Origin of the sequence: Paraburkholderia sp. JPY465, assembly GCF_050436725.1 — a bacterium.
Lineage (GTDB): Bacteria > Pseudomonadota > Gammaproteobacteria > Burkholderiales > Burkholderiaceae > Paraburkholderia > Paraburkholderia youngii.
Genome location: NZ_JBNDMT010000003.1, coordinates 2,219,174 through 2,234,403, shown reverse-complemented (window position 1 = coordinate 2,234,403; position 15,230 = coordinate 2,219,174). Strand labels below are relative to the sequence as shown.

Below are 15,230 nucleotides of genomic sequence, written 5' to 3'. Positions count from 1 at the left end.
GGCGTTACGACTTGCCGACAACGAATCGGACATAAAGCGGTTGCAGACGGTGCTGCGGTGCCGGAGAAGGGTCCGGGCCGGGTCCGCATTTTGACGGCGGAGCAATCTTGCGGCGCAAGCGGGCTACCAATGCGGCTCCTCGTTGGTCTACATAAGAGTGTCACGAAGCCGTCTGCAAACACGAGCTGCGCTTGTCGAAGGTATCCTGTTCCGCCTCCGGAAGAGAATGACCTTCGCGAGGAGTTAGCTGCGATATTTGATGTCGATGAATTCTTTGAACCCTAGGTCGCCGTTGACCAGTTCGCGCATCATCCGTTGTGCGTCTTCAGTCGACAGCAAACCCTCTACGGCGATAGCACACTCTATCTGCAAGCGCGCGAGCAGGGCGTTAATCTGGGAGATGATGTGGCTTCTGAAGATGCTCTTGGACCGCTCGGCAGCGGCACTCCGATACATGTTGTAAAACTCCGTCGTGCGGTTGGTCGACAAGTCGCGGCAGTTCCATCCCCAGGAGTGAGCAAGTTTGAAGCGAAATATATTGTTTAAGCGGGTGTAGGCTGTGATGTCGAAGTTACTGGGGTTCCCGGCGTTCTGCATATCGAGCGAGAAAAATTGTGGGCCAAGGTTACTAAACCTTCTTAGGCGAGCAAGCAGGCGTCTATAGCCGCGTCGACCGCCTAGTTCTTTGGGTACGTCGATATGCCACATTGCCGAACGCGGAGCCCAGCGGAGCACGCGACCCTGCCAAAACTCTCGGTCCTCCTGGCTGAGATACTGGACTGCAAACCCAGCGAAGCGATACAGCCTTCTCGTCGTTACTTGGTGAAAGGACGTTGTTCCGTCCTCACGCGGGATGAGCTCGAACTGAATCCTGCCTTCCCATGCGATTCCCTTTGCGAGGGTGTCGACCGCACGTGTCAGTTTGTCTTCGGGTGAATGGCCTTCATGGTCGGATAGGTCATCCAACACATGGAGGGCCTTTTGCTGCGCCTCTTCGGTTCCAGTCAGGCGAACCGAAAATCCCTGATTTCTCGCGCGGTAGAGCGGCATCGGATGAGAAATATCCTCTACGAACATAAAAATGTTCTGCATGATGTCGTCTTCGGTTTGGCGCAAACTCGGGAGGAACTTCGCAAGGCGAGGGGGCGATTTGGGCCGTGCCTTCTCAAACCTCATTTCGACTTCTCCTCGTCATCCGGTGTGTCGATGTCGTAATGTTCGTCGGCAAGCTCATCCGCGAGGCTACTTCGCTTCCAGTATTTGCTCAGGCTTTCGGCGCCAGGCTTACGGGCTAGGTAAAGTCCGACGAAAAGGTCAATGCCTTCAAAGCTCAGCGAATGTGCGCGTGATGCCATTGCTCGGACCAATGGGCTTGCGTGTACTGCTTTAGTCTTGCTCGCAATGTACCAAGACTCATCTTTGACGGGCTCGCGAGGGAGTTGTTCAAGCTTGCCCTCAACACGTCGTTGCCATCTCATTCGGAGGATATCACGGGGTTTGGCGCCGAAGCCGGACTCAATGAAATTGACTAGGGCGACGATGCCGGCGAGCCTTCTGCTGTCGGTAAGGTGTCGCTCCCAAGTGGCCCGAACGATGCTCCAGAGGGCTCTGTTTCCATGATATTCGGACAACAGCAATGCATAGCCACTAACTTCCATTAGGTCTAGTACAGGTGCGACTGCGAGCCTTAAATTTTGCGTTACTTGCCAATCTGGACCATCGTTTGATTGCAGTTTTCCGAACTGGGCGAGACATCCCGGGAAATATCTGGCAAAGACATCCCCAAGAAGCTCGGTGTCTTGGTCAAGCAATGCTTCAAGCACTGCCTCCCCGGAAAAGTGGAGGAATTGACCGGTATAGTCCTGAACCGCCCCGGGTTTTCCGGAGACTCCACTTCTTGAGAAAATGGAGCTATGGAAAACACGAAGAAGAAATCCCCAAGATACTCGCCGGAAGTGCGTGAGCGGGCTGTGCGAATGGTGCTGGAACATCAAGGCGACCGGGAATCGCAATGGAAAGTGATCGCGTCGATTGCGGCGAAGTTTGGCTGCTCGGGCGAGACGCTGCGTAGCTGGGTGCGCAAGGAGGAGCGGGATCGGGGTTTGCGCCCGGGCACGAGTACGCAGGAGCAGGATCGGCTCAAGGAACTGGAGCGGGAAGTACGTGAGCTTCGGCAGGTCAATGAAATCCTGCGCAAGGCGTCAGCGTATTTCGCACAGGCGGAGCTCGACCGCCGACCGAAGTGATGATCACGTTCATCGATGATCACCGGCACGTCTACGGGGTCGAGCCGATCTGCAGGGTGCTGCCAATCGCACCGTCGACGTACTACACCCATGTGGCTCGCCGCGCCAATCCTGACCTGGTGCCGCCGCGGGCCCAGCGTGACAGGATGCTCAAGGATGAGATCCGGCGCGCGTGGGAAGAAAACTTCCAGGTCTATGGCGCAGACAAGGTCTGGACGCAATTGAAGCGCGAAGGCATTGTCGTGGCGCGCTGCACGGTCGAGCGGCTGATGAAGCAGATGGGCCTGCGCGGCGTGGTGCGGGGCAAGACGGTACGTACGACAGTGAGCGATGGTTCGACGCCGTGCCCGAAGGATCTGGTGAAGCGGCAATTCACGGCCGAACGGCCCAATGCGCTGTGGGTTTCAGATTTTACCTATGTATCGAGCTGGCAGGGCTTCGTCTATGTCGCGTTCATCATCGACGTGTTCGCCCGACGCATTGTCGGCTGGCGCGTGTCGAGCTCGGCGCGCACGGACTTCGTTCTGGACGCACTGGAGCAGGCCTTGTACGAACGACAGCCGGCGCAGCAGGACGGGCTGATCCATCACAGCGACCGCGGCGTGCAATACGTATCGATCCGCTATACGGATCGGCTGGTCGAGGCGGGCATCGAGCCGTCGGTGGGCAGCGTGGGCGACTCCTACGATAACGCACTGGCTGAAACGATCAACGGCTTGTACAAGGCAGAGGTCATCCATCGCCTCGGACCGTGGCGCAATCTGCAGGCCGTTGAAATGGCGACGCTCGAATGGGTGGACTGGTTCAACAATCGTCGGCTCTTCGGCCCCATCGGCAACATTCCACCCGCGCAGGCCGAAGCCGCTTATTATGCAAATCTCGCTGGGTCTGCCGCCGTGGCATGACTCAAGCAAAATAGTCTCCGGGAAACCCGGGGCGGTTCACGAAGAGACGATGATGCCGCGTTTCGCACCGTACGATTTGCGGAACACGAAGATTGCGTTCGAGCAGGAAATCATCGAAAACGGCAACTGGAAACTCGTGATAGAGAACAATCGCGAGTGCTACCACTGCCAGGCCACTCATCCGGAACTGACGGCGTCATTCCTGCCAGAAGACTTCGGCTTCTGCCCGGAGAACCTGAGCGAAGAATCTTTGCGTGCACTCGAAGACTACAAGACGCGTAATGCGACGTGCCAGACAAGCTGGCAACGCGATGGATTCGTTGGCGAAACCGTCGAGTGGCTTGACGAAGATGCGGTTACCCAGTTCCGGACGCAGCAACTTGTCATCGCTGGCGAAGGCGAGTCGCAGACCATCAGCACCAAGGTCGCCAGCACGAAGCTGTTCGGCAATATCACGCGACGCGACCTCGGTGACCAGCACCTGTGGACACACAACTCATGGACTCACGTCATGAGCGACCACGCAGTCGTCTCCTACATCATTCCGCTTGCCCCAGACAGGACGCTGGTGCGCACCAAGTGGCTCGTTCATGCTGACGCGGTTGAAGGTGTAGATTACAACGTCAAGGATTTGACTGAAGTCTGGATTGCGACCAACACGCAGGACAAGCACCTGGTGGAAATCACTCAAGCAGGTACGCAAGACCCGGCCTATGTGCCGGGTGTGTTCTCACCGTTCACCGAAGCCTATGTCGACCAGTTTTCACGCTGGTATGCAGCTCGCCTGAGCGCGCACGGCATCTGAAGCAGAGTCTCCATCATGAATTCTGTAGAAAAAATGATTGACCGGCCGACAGAGGCTGCCGACCGGCTCACTAACGTCGCGACCTGGGAAAGCGGCGCCCGCCATTGGCCGAGCAGTGAACAGCAAACGCTGACGTGCTGCCGCGTCGTTGACGAAACGCACGACGTCAAGAGCTTCGAGTTCCGCACGGAGGATGGTTTGCCAGTGCGCTTTGAGCCGGGGCAGTTCATGACGGTGTCCGCGAACGTACAGGGACAATCGGTCGAACGCTGCTACACCATTTCTTCTCCGCCAACGCGTCCCTATCTGGTATCCATTACCGTCAAGCGCATGCCTGGCGGCGTCATGTCGAACTGGCTTCACGACAACATGAAGCCCGGAAACCAGTTGCGCGCATACGGCCCGTCCGGAACCTTCACGTCTACGGCTTCTGCCGCGCCAAAGTCAATATACTGACCGGTGCACCAAATACTGCCCTGTGCGTTAGAGAGGTATGAATACGCAAACTGATGCAAGGAAGCTGGGCGAGGCAACGCAGGCGCACCTGAGGAAGATGGTGGTGCAAGCGGTGCGTAGCGGCATGACGCGAGTGGAAGCGGCTCGAACGTATGGCGTTAGCCTGCGTGCGGTGGGCAACTGGATGAAGTTGGCACGAGAGGGTGGCTTGAGGGCACTGAGGTCCGGCAAGCGTGGCCGTCGGCACGGAAGCGGCCACCTGACTCATCCACAAGCCGTGAAAATGCGCAAGCTTATCATCGAGCGCATGCCCGACCAGCTTGCGCTGCCGTTCTACCTGTGGACCCGCGAATCGGTGGCAAAGCTGATTGAGCGCGAGTGCGGCGTGAAAGTGTCGAAGTGGACGGCGGGCCGATACCTCAAGGCATGGGGCATGACCGCCCAGAAACCTGTTCGACGCGCGTACGAGAGAAAGGACGAGGAAATCGAGCGCTGGCTGAACGAGGACTATCCGGGCATTGCGAAAGAGGCGAAGCAGGAAGGGGCAACCATCTATTGGGGCGACGAAATGGGCTTGCGCAGCGACCACGTGAGCGGTACCAGCTTTGCCCTGAAGGGCGAAACGCCGGTCGTCAGGGCGACCGGAAAGCGCTTCGGCTGCAACATGATTTCTGCGATCACGAATCGTGGAGAACTGAGCTTTATGGTCTTCGAAGGGACGTTCAAAAACGCGACCTTCATCGATTTCCTGAAACGCCTGCTCAAGCAGGCCACGCGCATGATCTACCTGATCGTCGATGGGCATCCTGTGCACCGGTCCAAAGCAGTCAAGCGGTACGTCGCCGATAACGCTGCACATCTGCGCCTGATCCGGTTGCCGGGGTATTGCCCCGAGCTCAATCCTGACGAGCTGCTCAACCAGGACGTCAAAACCAACGCGCTCGGCAAAAGCCGACCGGCGACCAAGGCGGAACTGATCGGCGCGATCCGGCGACACCTGCATCGCCGACAGAAGGAGCCTCACATGATTCGCAACCTCTTTAAAGAAAAACATGTCCGGTACGCAGCCTGAGAAGAGGCACTATTTGATGCACCAGTCAGTATCTGTCAGCCGGTTCGGGAGTGACACCACTGATGTCGATGACCCGGGCGAGCATCGACCTTGGGCTTGACCGGGATATCGCATTTGTGCACAGCGCGAGGACGCCCGCTGATATCGTCTTTCGCGCGGAACTGCAGAGACTGGCGAAGCTGTCGCCAAAACTGAAGCTGTTCTTCGTATGCGAAGGCGTCGGTGACGAAAGCGATTGGGCAGGCGCCACAGGCAGGCTTAGTCTGCAACAGCTTTCTGAATGGTTGCCCGACTTCAAGGAGCGAGAAGTCTTCACCTGCGGCCCTGCCGGCTACATGTCTGCAGTAAGAGATTTGCTGCAGGAAGGCGGTCACGACCCGGACCGATACCACCAGGAAAGCTTCACTTTTGCACCGGCTGTAGCACCGGAGCCTGTTCAGGAAAAGAGCGGTGCGGCTCAGGAAGTGTTCACGGTCAGGCTTTCCCGCTCGTCCAGGACGTTCACAATGAACCCGTCTGACACAGTGCTGGCTGCTGCGAAGAAGAACGGTGTCCCGATACCGTCGTCCTGCAGTCAGGGTATGTGCGGGACGTGCAAAACCAAGGTGCTTGAGGGCACTGTGGATATGAAGCACAACGGTGGGATTCGTGAAAGAGAGGTCCAAAAGGGTTTCCGTCTGCTTTGTTGCAGCCGCCCCACATCGGACCTCGTCCTTGAGCTTTGAAATCGCAATCCACGCATTCCAAATACCTCACGCGATAGTACAAGCCTGCGGCTTGTGCTCCGTGTTCAGGTTTTCCTGAGCGTCAATAGAACTCGAACCGATTGTCCCCGAGGAAGGGTTACATGCTTAGTGGCGACGTGATTGACACGACTGATGTCGTCTATGCTGCGCGGACGGAGCGAACGCTCCCTGATGTTCGCGCCTGGCGACTGTCACGCGTGCAGGAGCAACTGAAGAGAAATAACTGTCCGGCGATTCTGCTATACGACCCCGTCAATATTCGCTATGCAACGGACACTTCGAACATGCAGATATGGACGGGGCGAAACCCGTCACGCTATGTGATGGTTTTCGCTGACGGCCGCGTAATCGGATGGGAGTTTCACAGCTGCAAGCACGTGTGGGACGGTTTAAGTCTGGACGTTGAATTGCGCAGCGCAGTGGGTTGGTCGTTCTTTAGTGCTGGCGCCAACGCCGAAAGCCGTGCGGAGCTTTGGGGTGAAGAAATCTTCGATGTCTTGCATGCGCGCGCACCAAACGAAACGAGGTTGGCAGTGGACCGGCTTGACCCGATGGGTGCTGCGTTCCTGGCAAAAAGAGGGGTGACTCTCCTGGACGGACAAGCCATGATGGAATTGGCGCGCTCAATCAAGTCGCCAGGCGAGTTGGTCCTTATGAGCGAATCAATCCGTGCGTGCGAAAGCGGAATTGAACGCATGCATCGCGAACTTCGTCCGGGAATGACAGAACAGGACCTGTGGGCCCATCTTCACTACGAGAATATCCGACATGGTGGAGAGTGGATTGAGACTCGACTGCTGGCATCGGGCGACCGGACCAACCCGTGGATGCACGAGTGCTCATCGCGGGTTCTGCAACGTGGAGAGTTGCTGGCTTTCGATACTGACTTAGTGGGCCCGAATGGCTACTGTTCCGATATCTCGAGGACATGGACCGTCGGCCACACACGTCCGTCTGACGAGCAGCGTCGCCTCTACGAGACCGCCTATGCGCAGATTCATTTCAATATGGATTTGCTTCGTCCAGGCATGACCTTCCGTGAGTTTTCCGAGAAGGCCTGGAAGATTCCGGAAATCTACGTCAAAAACCGCTACAGCTGTGTGGCGCATGGCATTGGCATGGTCGATGAGTACCCGAATATCGCGCACCAGGTGGATTGGGAAAGTGGTGGATACGATGGCCAATTTGAATCAGGCATGACACTTTGCGTTGAAAGCTACATTGGTGCAGAAGGAGGAACCCAAGGGGTGAAACTCGAGCAGCAGGTGGTCTTGACCGACCATGGCTGCTTACCGCTGACGTCGTACGGGTTCGAGACCGAGTGGCTGTGAGCGGCTCACGTTAAAACCGCGAACGAGTTGGCAAACACAACCAGGAGACACTATGTCAGGAAATCGTGGAGTCGTTTATATCGGACCGGGGAAGGTTGAGGTACAGAACATCGCGTTCCCCGAACTGGTGGACCCGGCCGGTCGGAAAGCTAACCATGGCGTCATTCTTCGAGTAGTCGCAACAAACATCTGTGGGTCGGACCAGCATATGGTACGCGGAAGAACCACTGCTCCTGCGGGCCTTGTACTTGGTCACGAGATTACGGGTGAGGTAATCGAGGTAGGCTCAGATGTCATGACCCTCCAGAAGGGTGACCTTGTATCTGTGCCGTTCAACGTTGCGTGCGGGCGCTGTCCGATGTGCAAGGCACAGAACACCGGTGTCTGCCTGAATGTGAATCCTGCGCGCGCTGGGGGTGCCTATGGCTATGTCGACATGGGCGGCTGGATTGGTGGTCAGGCTGAGTTCGTGATGGTCCCGTACGCGGACTTTAACCTGCTCAAATTCCCAGACCGCGACCGTGCGATGGCGAAGATTCGAGACGTTACCTGCTTGTCCGATATTCTTCCAACGGGATATCACGGTGCGGTGACAGCCGGTGTACAGCCTGGGGCGACCGTCTACGTTGCCGGCGCAGGGCCCGTGGGGATGGCGGCTGCTGCATCCGCGAGACTTCTCGGCGCCGCTGTGACTATCGTTGGTGACGTGAACCCGAAGCGGCTGGAGCATGCCCGACGTGTCGGATTCGGAACCGTCGACCTATCGGAAGACGCATCTCTCGCGGAGCAGATTGCGAGTTTGCTCGGCGAGCCCGAGGTGGACTGTGCCATCGATTGTGTTGGCTTCGAAGCGCGCGGGCATGGGCACTCGGGGTCACAAGTCGAGGCGCCCGCGACGGTTCTTAACTCCCTCATGGAAGTCACTCGAGCTGCGGGCAGCATTGGTATTCCGGGCCTTTACGTGACCGATGACCCGGGTGCCACCGACGCAGCGGCACAAAAAGGCAGTCTCTCGGTGAGGTTGGGGCTAGGCTGGGCGAAATCTCACTCGTTCTTCACTGGGCAGACGCCTGTCATGAAATACAATCGGAACCTCATGCGGGCAATCTTATGGGACCGACTGAACATTGCAGAGGTTGTCAACGTCAACGTCATCAAACTCGACGACGCGCCGGCCGGCTACGCCGAGTTTGACTCGGGAGTTCCGAAAAAATTTGTCATAGACCCGCACGATAGTTTCAGGACAGCGGCGTGATTCGATGGCGGTTTCTGCCCCAGTAGCGGTGAACTGTCTTAATTGAAGGGATTCTTCCCCAAGGAAGGGTTGGTGCCGGCTTTTGCCGGCATTTTTTTCTTCAGAGAAATCCTCGCCTACATGATGGGCTCTTCTGCTCGAAGCCATTCAATCAGGGTCGCCGCCATCGGCGTGATTGAGCGGCCGTGAGGGACCACGACGTAGTACGCGTCTTTGGGCTTGTATGTCCCAATCGGAAGACGCACAAGCTCGCCACTGGCCAGCAGGTCGTGAACAATCCTAGCCCAACCGAGCGCGATGCCTTGACCGTGCCGCGCGGCTTGCACTGAATCAGCGTACAGGCTTGAACGCAGAGCATAGGTGAGCTTTGTCGGTCGATAACCAACGGCCTGAAACCATTCCTCCCAGCCCATCCAGCCCTCGTACGTAGGGTCAGAATCCACGAGAGGCAAATCGGCTAGTTCCGCAAGTGTCGTCGGTGCCTTCTTCCATTCGAGAAAACTGGGCGAACACACAGGGAACACTTCTTCGTCGAAAAGAAAGGTTGATGTTCCGTCTATCCAGTTTCCGTCGCCGTACCGCACGGCAACGTCCACCTCGACATGCCTCAGGTCCGAGTTGAAGTTCTGAGTGTTCAACCGAATGCTCAGAGGTTGTTGCAAGTTGCGAACTCCGGCAAGTCTAGGCCACATACGAAACTGCGAGAACGCGGCTGTCGAGGCGAGAACAAGTTCCTTTTGCTGCATGCTGTTGGACAAACGGTCAAATACGCCAGCAATCTTCTGCATGCTTTCGGCTACGACGAGATACAACGCCTCTCCGTCACTCGTCAACGCAATCGAACGATGTAGCCTATGGAAGAGGCGCGTTTTTAGTGTCTCCTCCAAGAACCGAACTTGTCGGCTCACTGCTGCCTGCGTGACTCCCAGTTCCTTCGCGGCGCTTGTGAAGCTACTTAAGCGCGCGACCGCCTCAAACTCAACCAACGCGGTCAGCGACGGAACTATCCGCCGATATCCTTTTGTCCCTTTTGCCATGGTCGATGTGAGTAACGGTCAATTAATCAAGTAGCTACTATCGGGAAGATATTACTTAAAACGCACGACTCACAAGGAGCCTTCGACGCCTGGCGGCCCCGTCGACGAACTGCCCGTACGACGATGCGGTCACGGACGGCCAAGGGTTGTTGCTCATCGCAGCCTGACCATCCGCGGTGATGGACAGGGGCCGGCCAAGCATCCGCGACGCCGCCAACCGTGCCGCTCAACTACGCGGGAGCAGCCCTTCGAGCCGTCGTGAATAAGCATAATTTAAAGTAATGCGACGTGGCGAAAAAAGCGCATTGACGCTTATCTTTGGTCCCCCAATACTCAAGCACATAGGCCGCACGCCTGCTCGTGCAGCGCGATTAATCAAGGGGACTCCACAATGTCTGAGATTCAAATCAAAACGCACCGCGAACTGCTGGATAGCCGCAAACCAGGACATGGCATGCCTGGTGAGTTGTTCGGACGGCAAGACGTCTTTGAGACCGACTTCGACGTGTTCTTCAACAAGCTCTGGCTTCTCGTTGCCGTGACGGCCGACGTGCCGGAACCCGGCGATGTCTTCACAATCGACATCGGAAAGGCGTCGGTCATGATTGTGCGGGACGAGGATGAGGGCATCCGCGCCTACCGGAACGTCTGTCGGCATCGCGGTTCGCGCATCATGAAGAACGAGGGTAAGGCGAGCGTCGGCATGCTTGTCTGCCCATACCACCAGTGGACCTACGACCTCGACGGCAGCCTTCGGCATTCCACGCATATGGGGAAGGATTTTGACGCCAGCTGTCATAGTCTCATCCCCGTGCACCTGAAAGTGGTGGGTGCACATATCTTCATTTGTCTTGCGGACAAGGCGCCCGAGGATTTCGCGAAGCTCGAATCCGAAATGACACCTCGATTCGCGCCCTATGACCTGCTGCGCACGAAAATCGCACACGAGATGACCATTGTCGAGAACGGCAATTGGAAGCTCGTCATGGAGAATAACCGCGAGTGCTATCACTGCGCCGGCACGCATCCTGAACTCGTCAACTCCTTCCTCGCGGAGGATTTTGGCTTCTGTCCTGACGGACAAAGCGAAGAGTCCTTGCTGGCGTTTGAGCAATATCAGCAACGAAATGCCGCCAGTCAAGCGAATTGGGAAAGCGAGGGGTACGTCTGCGCCACTTTCGAATCTCTCGATGAAAGCGTGGAGACGAACTTCCGGACTCAGCGACTTGTGATTGCAGGAGCCGGTGAGTCACAGACGATGAGCACAAAAGTGGCCTGCAAGAAGCTTCTGGGCGGGCTGACGCGACGAGACCTTGGCGACGTCCACATGTGGGGACATCATTCGTGGACCCATGTCATGAGCGACCACGTCCTGGTTTCTTATGCAATTCCCCTCGCACCGGATAAGACGCAAGTGCGCACGGTGTGGTTGGTTCACGAAGATGCCGTCGAAGGTGTTGACTACGACCTCAAGGAGTTGACCGAGGTCTGGGTAGCCACGACGGCTCAGGACGCCGAGCTTGTGGGCAACGCGCATAGCGGTACGCAAGACCCGGCATACGTTCCCGGCCCGTTCTCGCAGTTCACCGAGGCATACATCGACCAGTTTTCGCGTTGGTATGACGCGCGCTTGAAAGCACACGGTACCTGACCTGCTCGCACTCACGGCCGGTGGCAACGATTCGAAAAGTTTGAGTCTGGACCGCCTGGTTTGGAACGGAGGTTCGAGGAGACCACCTCGGCTATGGGTACAGTCTGTGGGTAAACAGAGACGATTGCTAATTGATATGGATATCTAATCAAAACAGACGATGGGCCTTGCGGCTTCTGGCGGAGCCGCTTGGGCTCACGGAGCGATTCTCAATAGCTCACGTCAGCGTCACATTCGTTCCAGCCACTATCGGTCTGCCAACCCCACTGTTGGCCTCGTTTTCAGATCGCATGGCAAAGCTACATTCGACACTAGAGGTAAGATTTTATGACGTTCAAGAGAATGTTCCACGCGGTTGAAACGCACTCCGGCGAGCCAATGCGAGTCATCACGGGGGGCGTGCCGCAAATTCCCGGGAATTCAGTCTACGAGCAAATGAGGTGGCTCGAAGAGAATGACGACCAGATACGCAAGCTGATGCTTCGCGAACCGCGAGGCTATCCGCCAGTTTGTTGCAACCTGATTGTTCCTGCCAAACATCCGGAGGCCAAGGCCGGATACATCATCATGGAGCAAACGGAATACCCGGTCATGAGCGGCGGGAACACCATCTCGGTGGCGACTGTCCTCCTGGAAACCGGCTTGATTCCCATGGAAGAACCTGTGACGGAGTTCATTCTCGAGGCCCCAGCCGGTCTTATCGGAATCAAGGCCGAGTGTTCCAACGGAAAGGTCACGCAGGTAACGTTCAAGAACGTTCCAGCATTCGCCGTCCATCTGGATGCTGTCATTGATGTGCCAACGTTGGGCAAAGTGACGGTCGATGTTGCCTGGGGCGGCATGTTTTATGTCATCGCGGATGTTCGGCAGTTTGAAGGTCTGAAACTTGTTCCTGAGCAAGGTCGGGAAATTAATCGAATCTCGGCGCTCATTCTCCGGGCAGCGCAGGACCAGCTGCCTGTCGACCACCCCGATTACCCTGGAATCGGCATCACCGTAGCCCAGTTGTCTGGCCCCACCGAGAGCCCAAATGCGGATTGGCGCAATACCGTGACCGTCTCGAACGGGCCCATAGATTTCGACAATCCCGCGACGTGGACGGGAGCGCTCGACCGGTGCCCATGCGGCACAGGCACCTGCGCAAAGATGGCAACTCTCCATGCAAAAGGTCAACTAAAGCTGAACGAGGCGTTCCGACACGAGAACTTCCTGGGCATCGTGTACACAGGCCGCCTGGTTGAAGAGGTACAGATTGGTGACTACAAGGCCGTTGTGCCGACCGTTTCCGGGCAATCGTGGATTTACGGATTCAATACGTACGTTCTTGACCCGACTGACCCGTTCCCCGAAGGATTTACGGTCGGGGACATCTGGTAAGTCTCAATTCGGTCCACGTGTCGAAGGAAGCACGTGGCGCGCTGTCGGTGGCGCAGTTCGTTGGCTAGCAACGGCGCCATCACCCTCCTCGGCGAAGTTCGAAGCGGTGGACCTGAATAAATAGAAGCCAGCAACGGGAGTTCACCGAGGGCGAGTTGATGTTGTTGCTTTAGACGCCAAAAGGACGGGAGACGTCCCTGCACTTTAAATATCTGGAGGAAGACAACGTGAGCATTAATTTTCTTAAGGCGATTGCGGCGAGTTCGCTAACAGCTTTGACTCTTGGTCTCGCCTCGGTTTCAGCGATTGCTGCCGAGCCAATCAAGATGGCAGTAACAAACTTGGCGGACGTGCTCGCTGTCGCCAACGTGGCGAAGTATGTTCTTGAGCGAGACCTCCACCAGCCGGTCAGTTTTGTTCAAGCGGATATCGGCATTCAGTATCAAAGCATCGCGCGTGGCGACCTCGACATTATGGTCGGCGGTTGGTTGCCGGTTGCGCACGCAGCTTACTACGCAAAATATAAGAACGACATGGAAGATACCGGCATCATCTACTCGGGCGCGAAAAACGGATGGGCCGTCCCAGACTACATCCCCGAAAATGAGGTCGCTACTATCGACGACCTGAACAAGCCGGAGGTCAAGAGCAAGCTGAACGCCACCATTACCGGAATCGAACCAGGGGGTGGCGGTCTTATGCTGGCTTCGAACAAGGCGTTGAAAGACTACGACCTCAATGGCTACAACCTTCTTGCTTCCAGTGAGGCCGGGATGCTCGCATCCGTGTCCCGCGCATACCAATCAAAGAGTTGGATTGTCGCCACTGTCTGGAATCCGCATTGGCTGTGGCAGAAGTGGAAAATGCGCTACTTGAAGGACCCGAAGGGAACTTTGGGCGTCGATGAGCAAGTCCACGGATTTGCATCCAAGCAGTTTGCCACCAAGTTTCCACGTTCCGATGTGTTTTTCCATCACTTCAAGATGACTCTTGCTGACGTTGAGTCTGTGGAACTCGAAGGCAACACTACCAATGACTGGGCGGAGGCAGCAAAGAAGTTTGTGGATGCTCACCCGGAGAAAGTCAAAGCGTGGCTGGCGCAGTAGAAAGCTCATCCTAGGTGCCGTGCTGTTGTGGCAATAGAGACCGATGTGGTTGGGTCGATGACCTCAGCGCGCTTTCGTCGCTGCTTCCGTCATACGCCATATCGGTCGTCTTTTGCTTGCTTCAGCAAGCGAAGCAGGCATCGAGCAGAGCAATCTCCTGGTTTGCGGGTCAAATCACCGTGGCCGCAGGATGCCTTTTACACAGACATTTGTCGGGGCAAACAGATGCAGTTAGCTATGGACATAGCGCATGAGCTTGCGCGCACGGCGGCGCTTAGGGCCGGAGCCAGTAGTGACGTTGCAGGTTCGCTTGCCGACGCGACGGTCTCCGCAGAGGTGGCGGGAAGCCATACGGTCGGCTTTGCGCATCTCCCAGACTATCTGAATGGTTTGCGGGACGGGCGCATCTCAGGAAATAGCGAGCCCAAAGTCTCATACCCAGCGGCCGCAATGATTGAAGTTGATGCGGACCGCGGAATTGCACAGCTGGGATTCGATAGAGCGTTCGAGGAGTTGGTAACGCGGGTGAATACCTACGGAGTCACCGTCTTCGTCCAGTCAAACAGTTTTACCGTCGGCGAACTCGGTTACTACACCCGACGGCTCGCTGAAGCGGGACTGGTTGCACTGGCGACGACGAACGGGCCGGCGCAAATGACGACGCATGAAAGCGGCAGAGCTGTGTTTGGAACGAACCCTCTGTCGTTCGCGGCTCCGGTCGCCGGTAGTAAACCGTTCGTCATCGACCAGGCAACAAGCGCGACCGCGTTCGTCAATCTGCGACGCGCGGCCGAGCGGAATGAGCCAATCCCAGAAGGGTGGGCAATCGACGCTGCCGGGCGCCCTACGTCGGATGCCGGCGAGGCGGTAAAGGGACTCCTGCTTGCTTTTGGCGGCACTCGAGGCGCCCACATCGCTTTCATCAATGAAATATTGACTGCCGGAATGACTGGGGGGAATTGGTCAATCGATGCACCGTCGTTTTGCGCCGGCGACGAGTGCCCTTCAGTCGGACTGTTCATCGTTGCTATCAAGCCAGACCTGGTAGTTAAAAACTTCGAAGAGCGACTGGCGGCTCAAATCGAGCGCCTCGCCTCGAAGGGCGTTCGGATTCCTGGAAGCCATATCAAGTCTGCCCCAATTGAGCTTCCCGATGACTTGCTCGCCGTCTTGGAAGATTGAACTGGGCATGACGCGCGGGACTTATCGGCAGCAACGCCAGATGGCACTGTATCGAAGAGAG

11 protein-coding genes, 3 pseudogenes and 1 other annotated feature are annotated in these 15,230 nt (G+C 56.8%); of the genes and pseudogenes, 11 read left to right on the top strand and 3 right to left on the bottom strand.

What is annotated here, in order from left to right:
• Positions 1–243: 243 nt before the first annotated feature.
• Both QFZ94_RS24990 and QFZ94_RS24985 read right to left on the bottom strand, forming a co-directional pair.
• Positions 244–1,092 (bottom strand): hypothetical protein, encoded by an 849-nt coding sequence (locus QFZ94_RS24990; RefSeq protein ID WP_429460297.1) that lies wholly within the window; start codon positions 1,090–1,092, stop codon positions 244–246.
• A gap of 80 nt (positions 1,093–1,172) precedes the next feature.
• Positions 1,173–1,823, bottom strand: coding sequence for a hypothetical protein (locus QFZ94_RS24985; protein ID WP_429460295.1), 651 nt, complete (start codon positions 1,821–1,823; stop codon positions 1,173–1,175).
• Between the two features lie 90 nt (positions 1,824–1,913).
• Here QFZ94_RS24985 and QFZ94_RS24980 point away from each other — a divergent pair.
• The 7 genes and pseudogenes from QFZ94_RS24980 to fdhA all read left to right on the top strand — a co-directional run bounded on the left by QFZ94_RS24980 (position 1,914) and on the right by fdhA (position 8,816).
• A protein-coding gene (locus tag QFZ94_RS24980) for an IS3 family transposase (RefSeq protein WP_429458928.1) occupies positions 1,914–3,151 on the top strand; the annotation gives its coding sequence in 2 pieces (ribosomal slippage) (positions 1,914–2,217 and positions 2,217–3,151; 1,239 coding nt in all).
• Positions 2,204–2,320 (top strand) — a sequence feature (AL1L pseudoknot). It overlaps the preceding gene by 117 nt.
• Positions 3,152–3,191: 40 nt before the next feature.
• Positions 3,192–3,956, top strand: a pseudogene (locus QFZ94_RS24975) (RHO alpha subunit C-terminal catalytic domain-containing protein); the annotation flags it as partial.
• Positions 3,957–3,971: 15 nt separating this feature from the next.
• Positions 3,972–4,409 (top strand): annotated as a pseudogene (locus QFZ94_RS24970) (FAD-binding oxidoreductase); the annotation flags it as partial.
• A gap of 40 nt (positions 4,410–4,449) precedes the next feature.
• Positions 4,450–5,484: an IS630 family transposase gene (locus QFZ94_RS24965; protein ID WP_429455271.1), complete on the top strand. Its 1,035-nt coding sequence runs from the start codon at positions 4,450–4,452 to the stop codon at positions 5,482–5,484.
• A gap of 23 nt (positions 5,485–5,507) precedes the next feature.
• Positions 5,508–6,209: pseudogene (locus tag QFZ94_RS24960) on the top strand (flavin reductase family protein); the annotation flags it as partial.
• 122 nt (positions 6,210–6,331) lie between these two features.
• A complete protein-coding gene (locus QFZ94_RS24955) occupies positions 6,332–7,561 on the top strand; it encodes a M24 family metallopeptidase (protein ID WP_429460293.1) in 1,230 nt (409 codons plus the stop codon).
• Between the two features lie 52 nt (positions 7,562–7,613).
• The gene (gene fdhA, locus QFZ94_RS24950) at positions 7,614–8,816 is read left to right on the top strand and encodes a formaldehyde dehydrogenase, glutathione-independent (RefSeq protein WP_429460291.1); all 1,203 of its coding nucleotides are present in this window, start codon (positions 7,614–7,616) and stop codon (positions 8,814–8,816) included.
• A 116-nt stretch (positions 8,817–8,932) separates the two neighbouring features.
• Here the strand turns inward: fdhA and QFZ94_RS24945 are convergent, their stop codons facing one another.
• Positions 8,933–9,853, bottom strand: coding sequence for a LysR substrate-binding domain-containing protein (locus QFZ94_RS24945; protein WP_429460289.1), 921 nt, complete (start codon positions 9,851–9,853; stop codon positions 8,933–8,935).
• Positions 9,854–10,244: 391 nt separating this feature from the next.
• Here QFZ94_RS24945 and QFZ94_RS24940 point away from each other — a divergent pair, with 391 nt between their 5' ends.
• The 4 genes from QFZ94_RS24940 (at position 10,245) to QFZ94_RS24925 (ending at position 15,169) form a co-directional block, all read left to right on the top strand.
• A complete protein-coding gene (locus QFZ94_RS24940) occupies positions 10,245–11,504 on the top strand; it encodes an aromatic ring-hydroxylating oxygenase subunit alpha (protein WP_429460287.1) in 1,260 nt (419 codons plus the stop codon).
• Between the two features lie 327 nt (positions 11,505–11,831).
• Positions 11,832–12,881, top strand: a complete 1,050-nt coding sequence (locus QFZ94_RS24935) for a proline racemase family protein (RefSeq protein WP_429460285.1) — start codon at positions 11,832–11,834, stop codon at positions 12,879–12,881.
• A 251-nt stretch (positions 12,882–13,132) separates the two neighbouring features.
• Positions 13,133–13,987 (top strand): glycine betaine ABC transporter substrate-binding protein, encoded by an 855-nt coding sequence (locus tag QFZ94_RS24930; RefSeq protein ID WP_429461915.1) that lies wholly within the window; start codon positions 13,133–13,135, stop codon positions 13,985–13,987.
• 237 nt (positions 13,988–14,224) lie between these two features.
• Positions 14,225–15,169: an Ldh family oxidoreductase gene (locus tag QFZ94_RS24925; protein WP_429460283.1), complete on the top strand. Its 945-nt coding sequence runs from the start codon at positions 14,225–14,227 to the stop codon at positions 15,167–15,169.
• The last annotated feature ends 61 nt before the right edge of the window (positions 15,170–15,230 follow it).

Bases quoted from the DNA above. Each gene is read 5' to 3' on its own strand.
- QFZ94_RS24925 (WP_429460283.1), top strand. From the start codon at position 14,225: ATGGACATAGCGCATGAGCTTGCGCGCACGGCGGCGCTTAGGGCCGGA.
- QFZ94_RS24965 (WP_429455271.1), top strand. From the start codon at position 4,450: ATGAATACGCAAACTGATGCAAGGAAGCTGGGCGAGGCAACGCAGGCG.
- QFZ94_RS24990 (WP_429460297.1), bottom strand. From the start codon at position 1,092: ATGCAGAACATTTTTATGTTCGTAGAGGATATTTCTCATCCGATGCCG.
- QFZ94_RS24940 (WP_429460287.1), top strand. From the start codon at position 10,245: ATGTCTGAGATTCAAATCAAAACGCACCGCGAACTGCTGGATAGCCGC.
- QFZ94_RS24945 (WP_429460289.1), bottom strand. From the start codon at position 9,853: ATGGCAAAAGGGACAAAAGGATATCGGCGGATAGTTCCGTCGCTGACC.
- QFZ94_RS24935 (WP_429460285.1), top strand. From the start codon at position 11,832: ATGACGTTCAAGAGAATGTTCCACGCGGTTGAAACGCACTCCGGCGAG.
- QFZ94_RS24955 (WP_429460293.1), top strand. From the start codon at position 6,332: ATGCTTAGTGGCGACGTGATTGACACGACTGATGTCGTCTATGCTGCG.
- fdhA (WP_429460291.1), top strand. From the start codon at position 7,614: ATGTCAGGAAATCGTGGAGTCGTTTATATCGGACCGGGGAAGGTTGAG.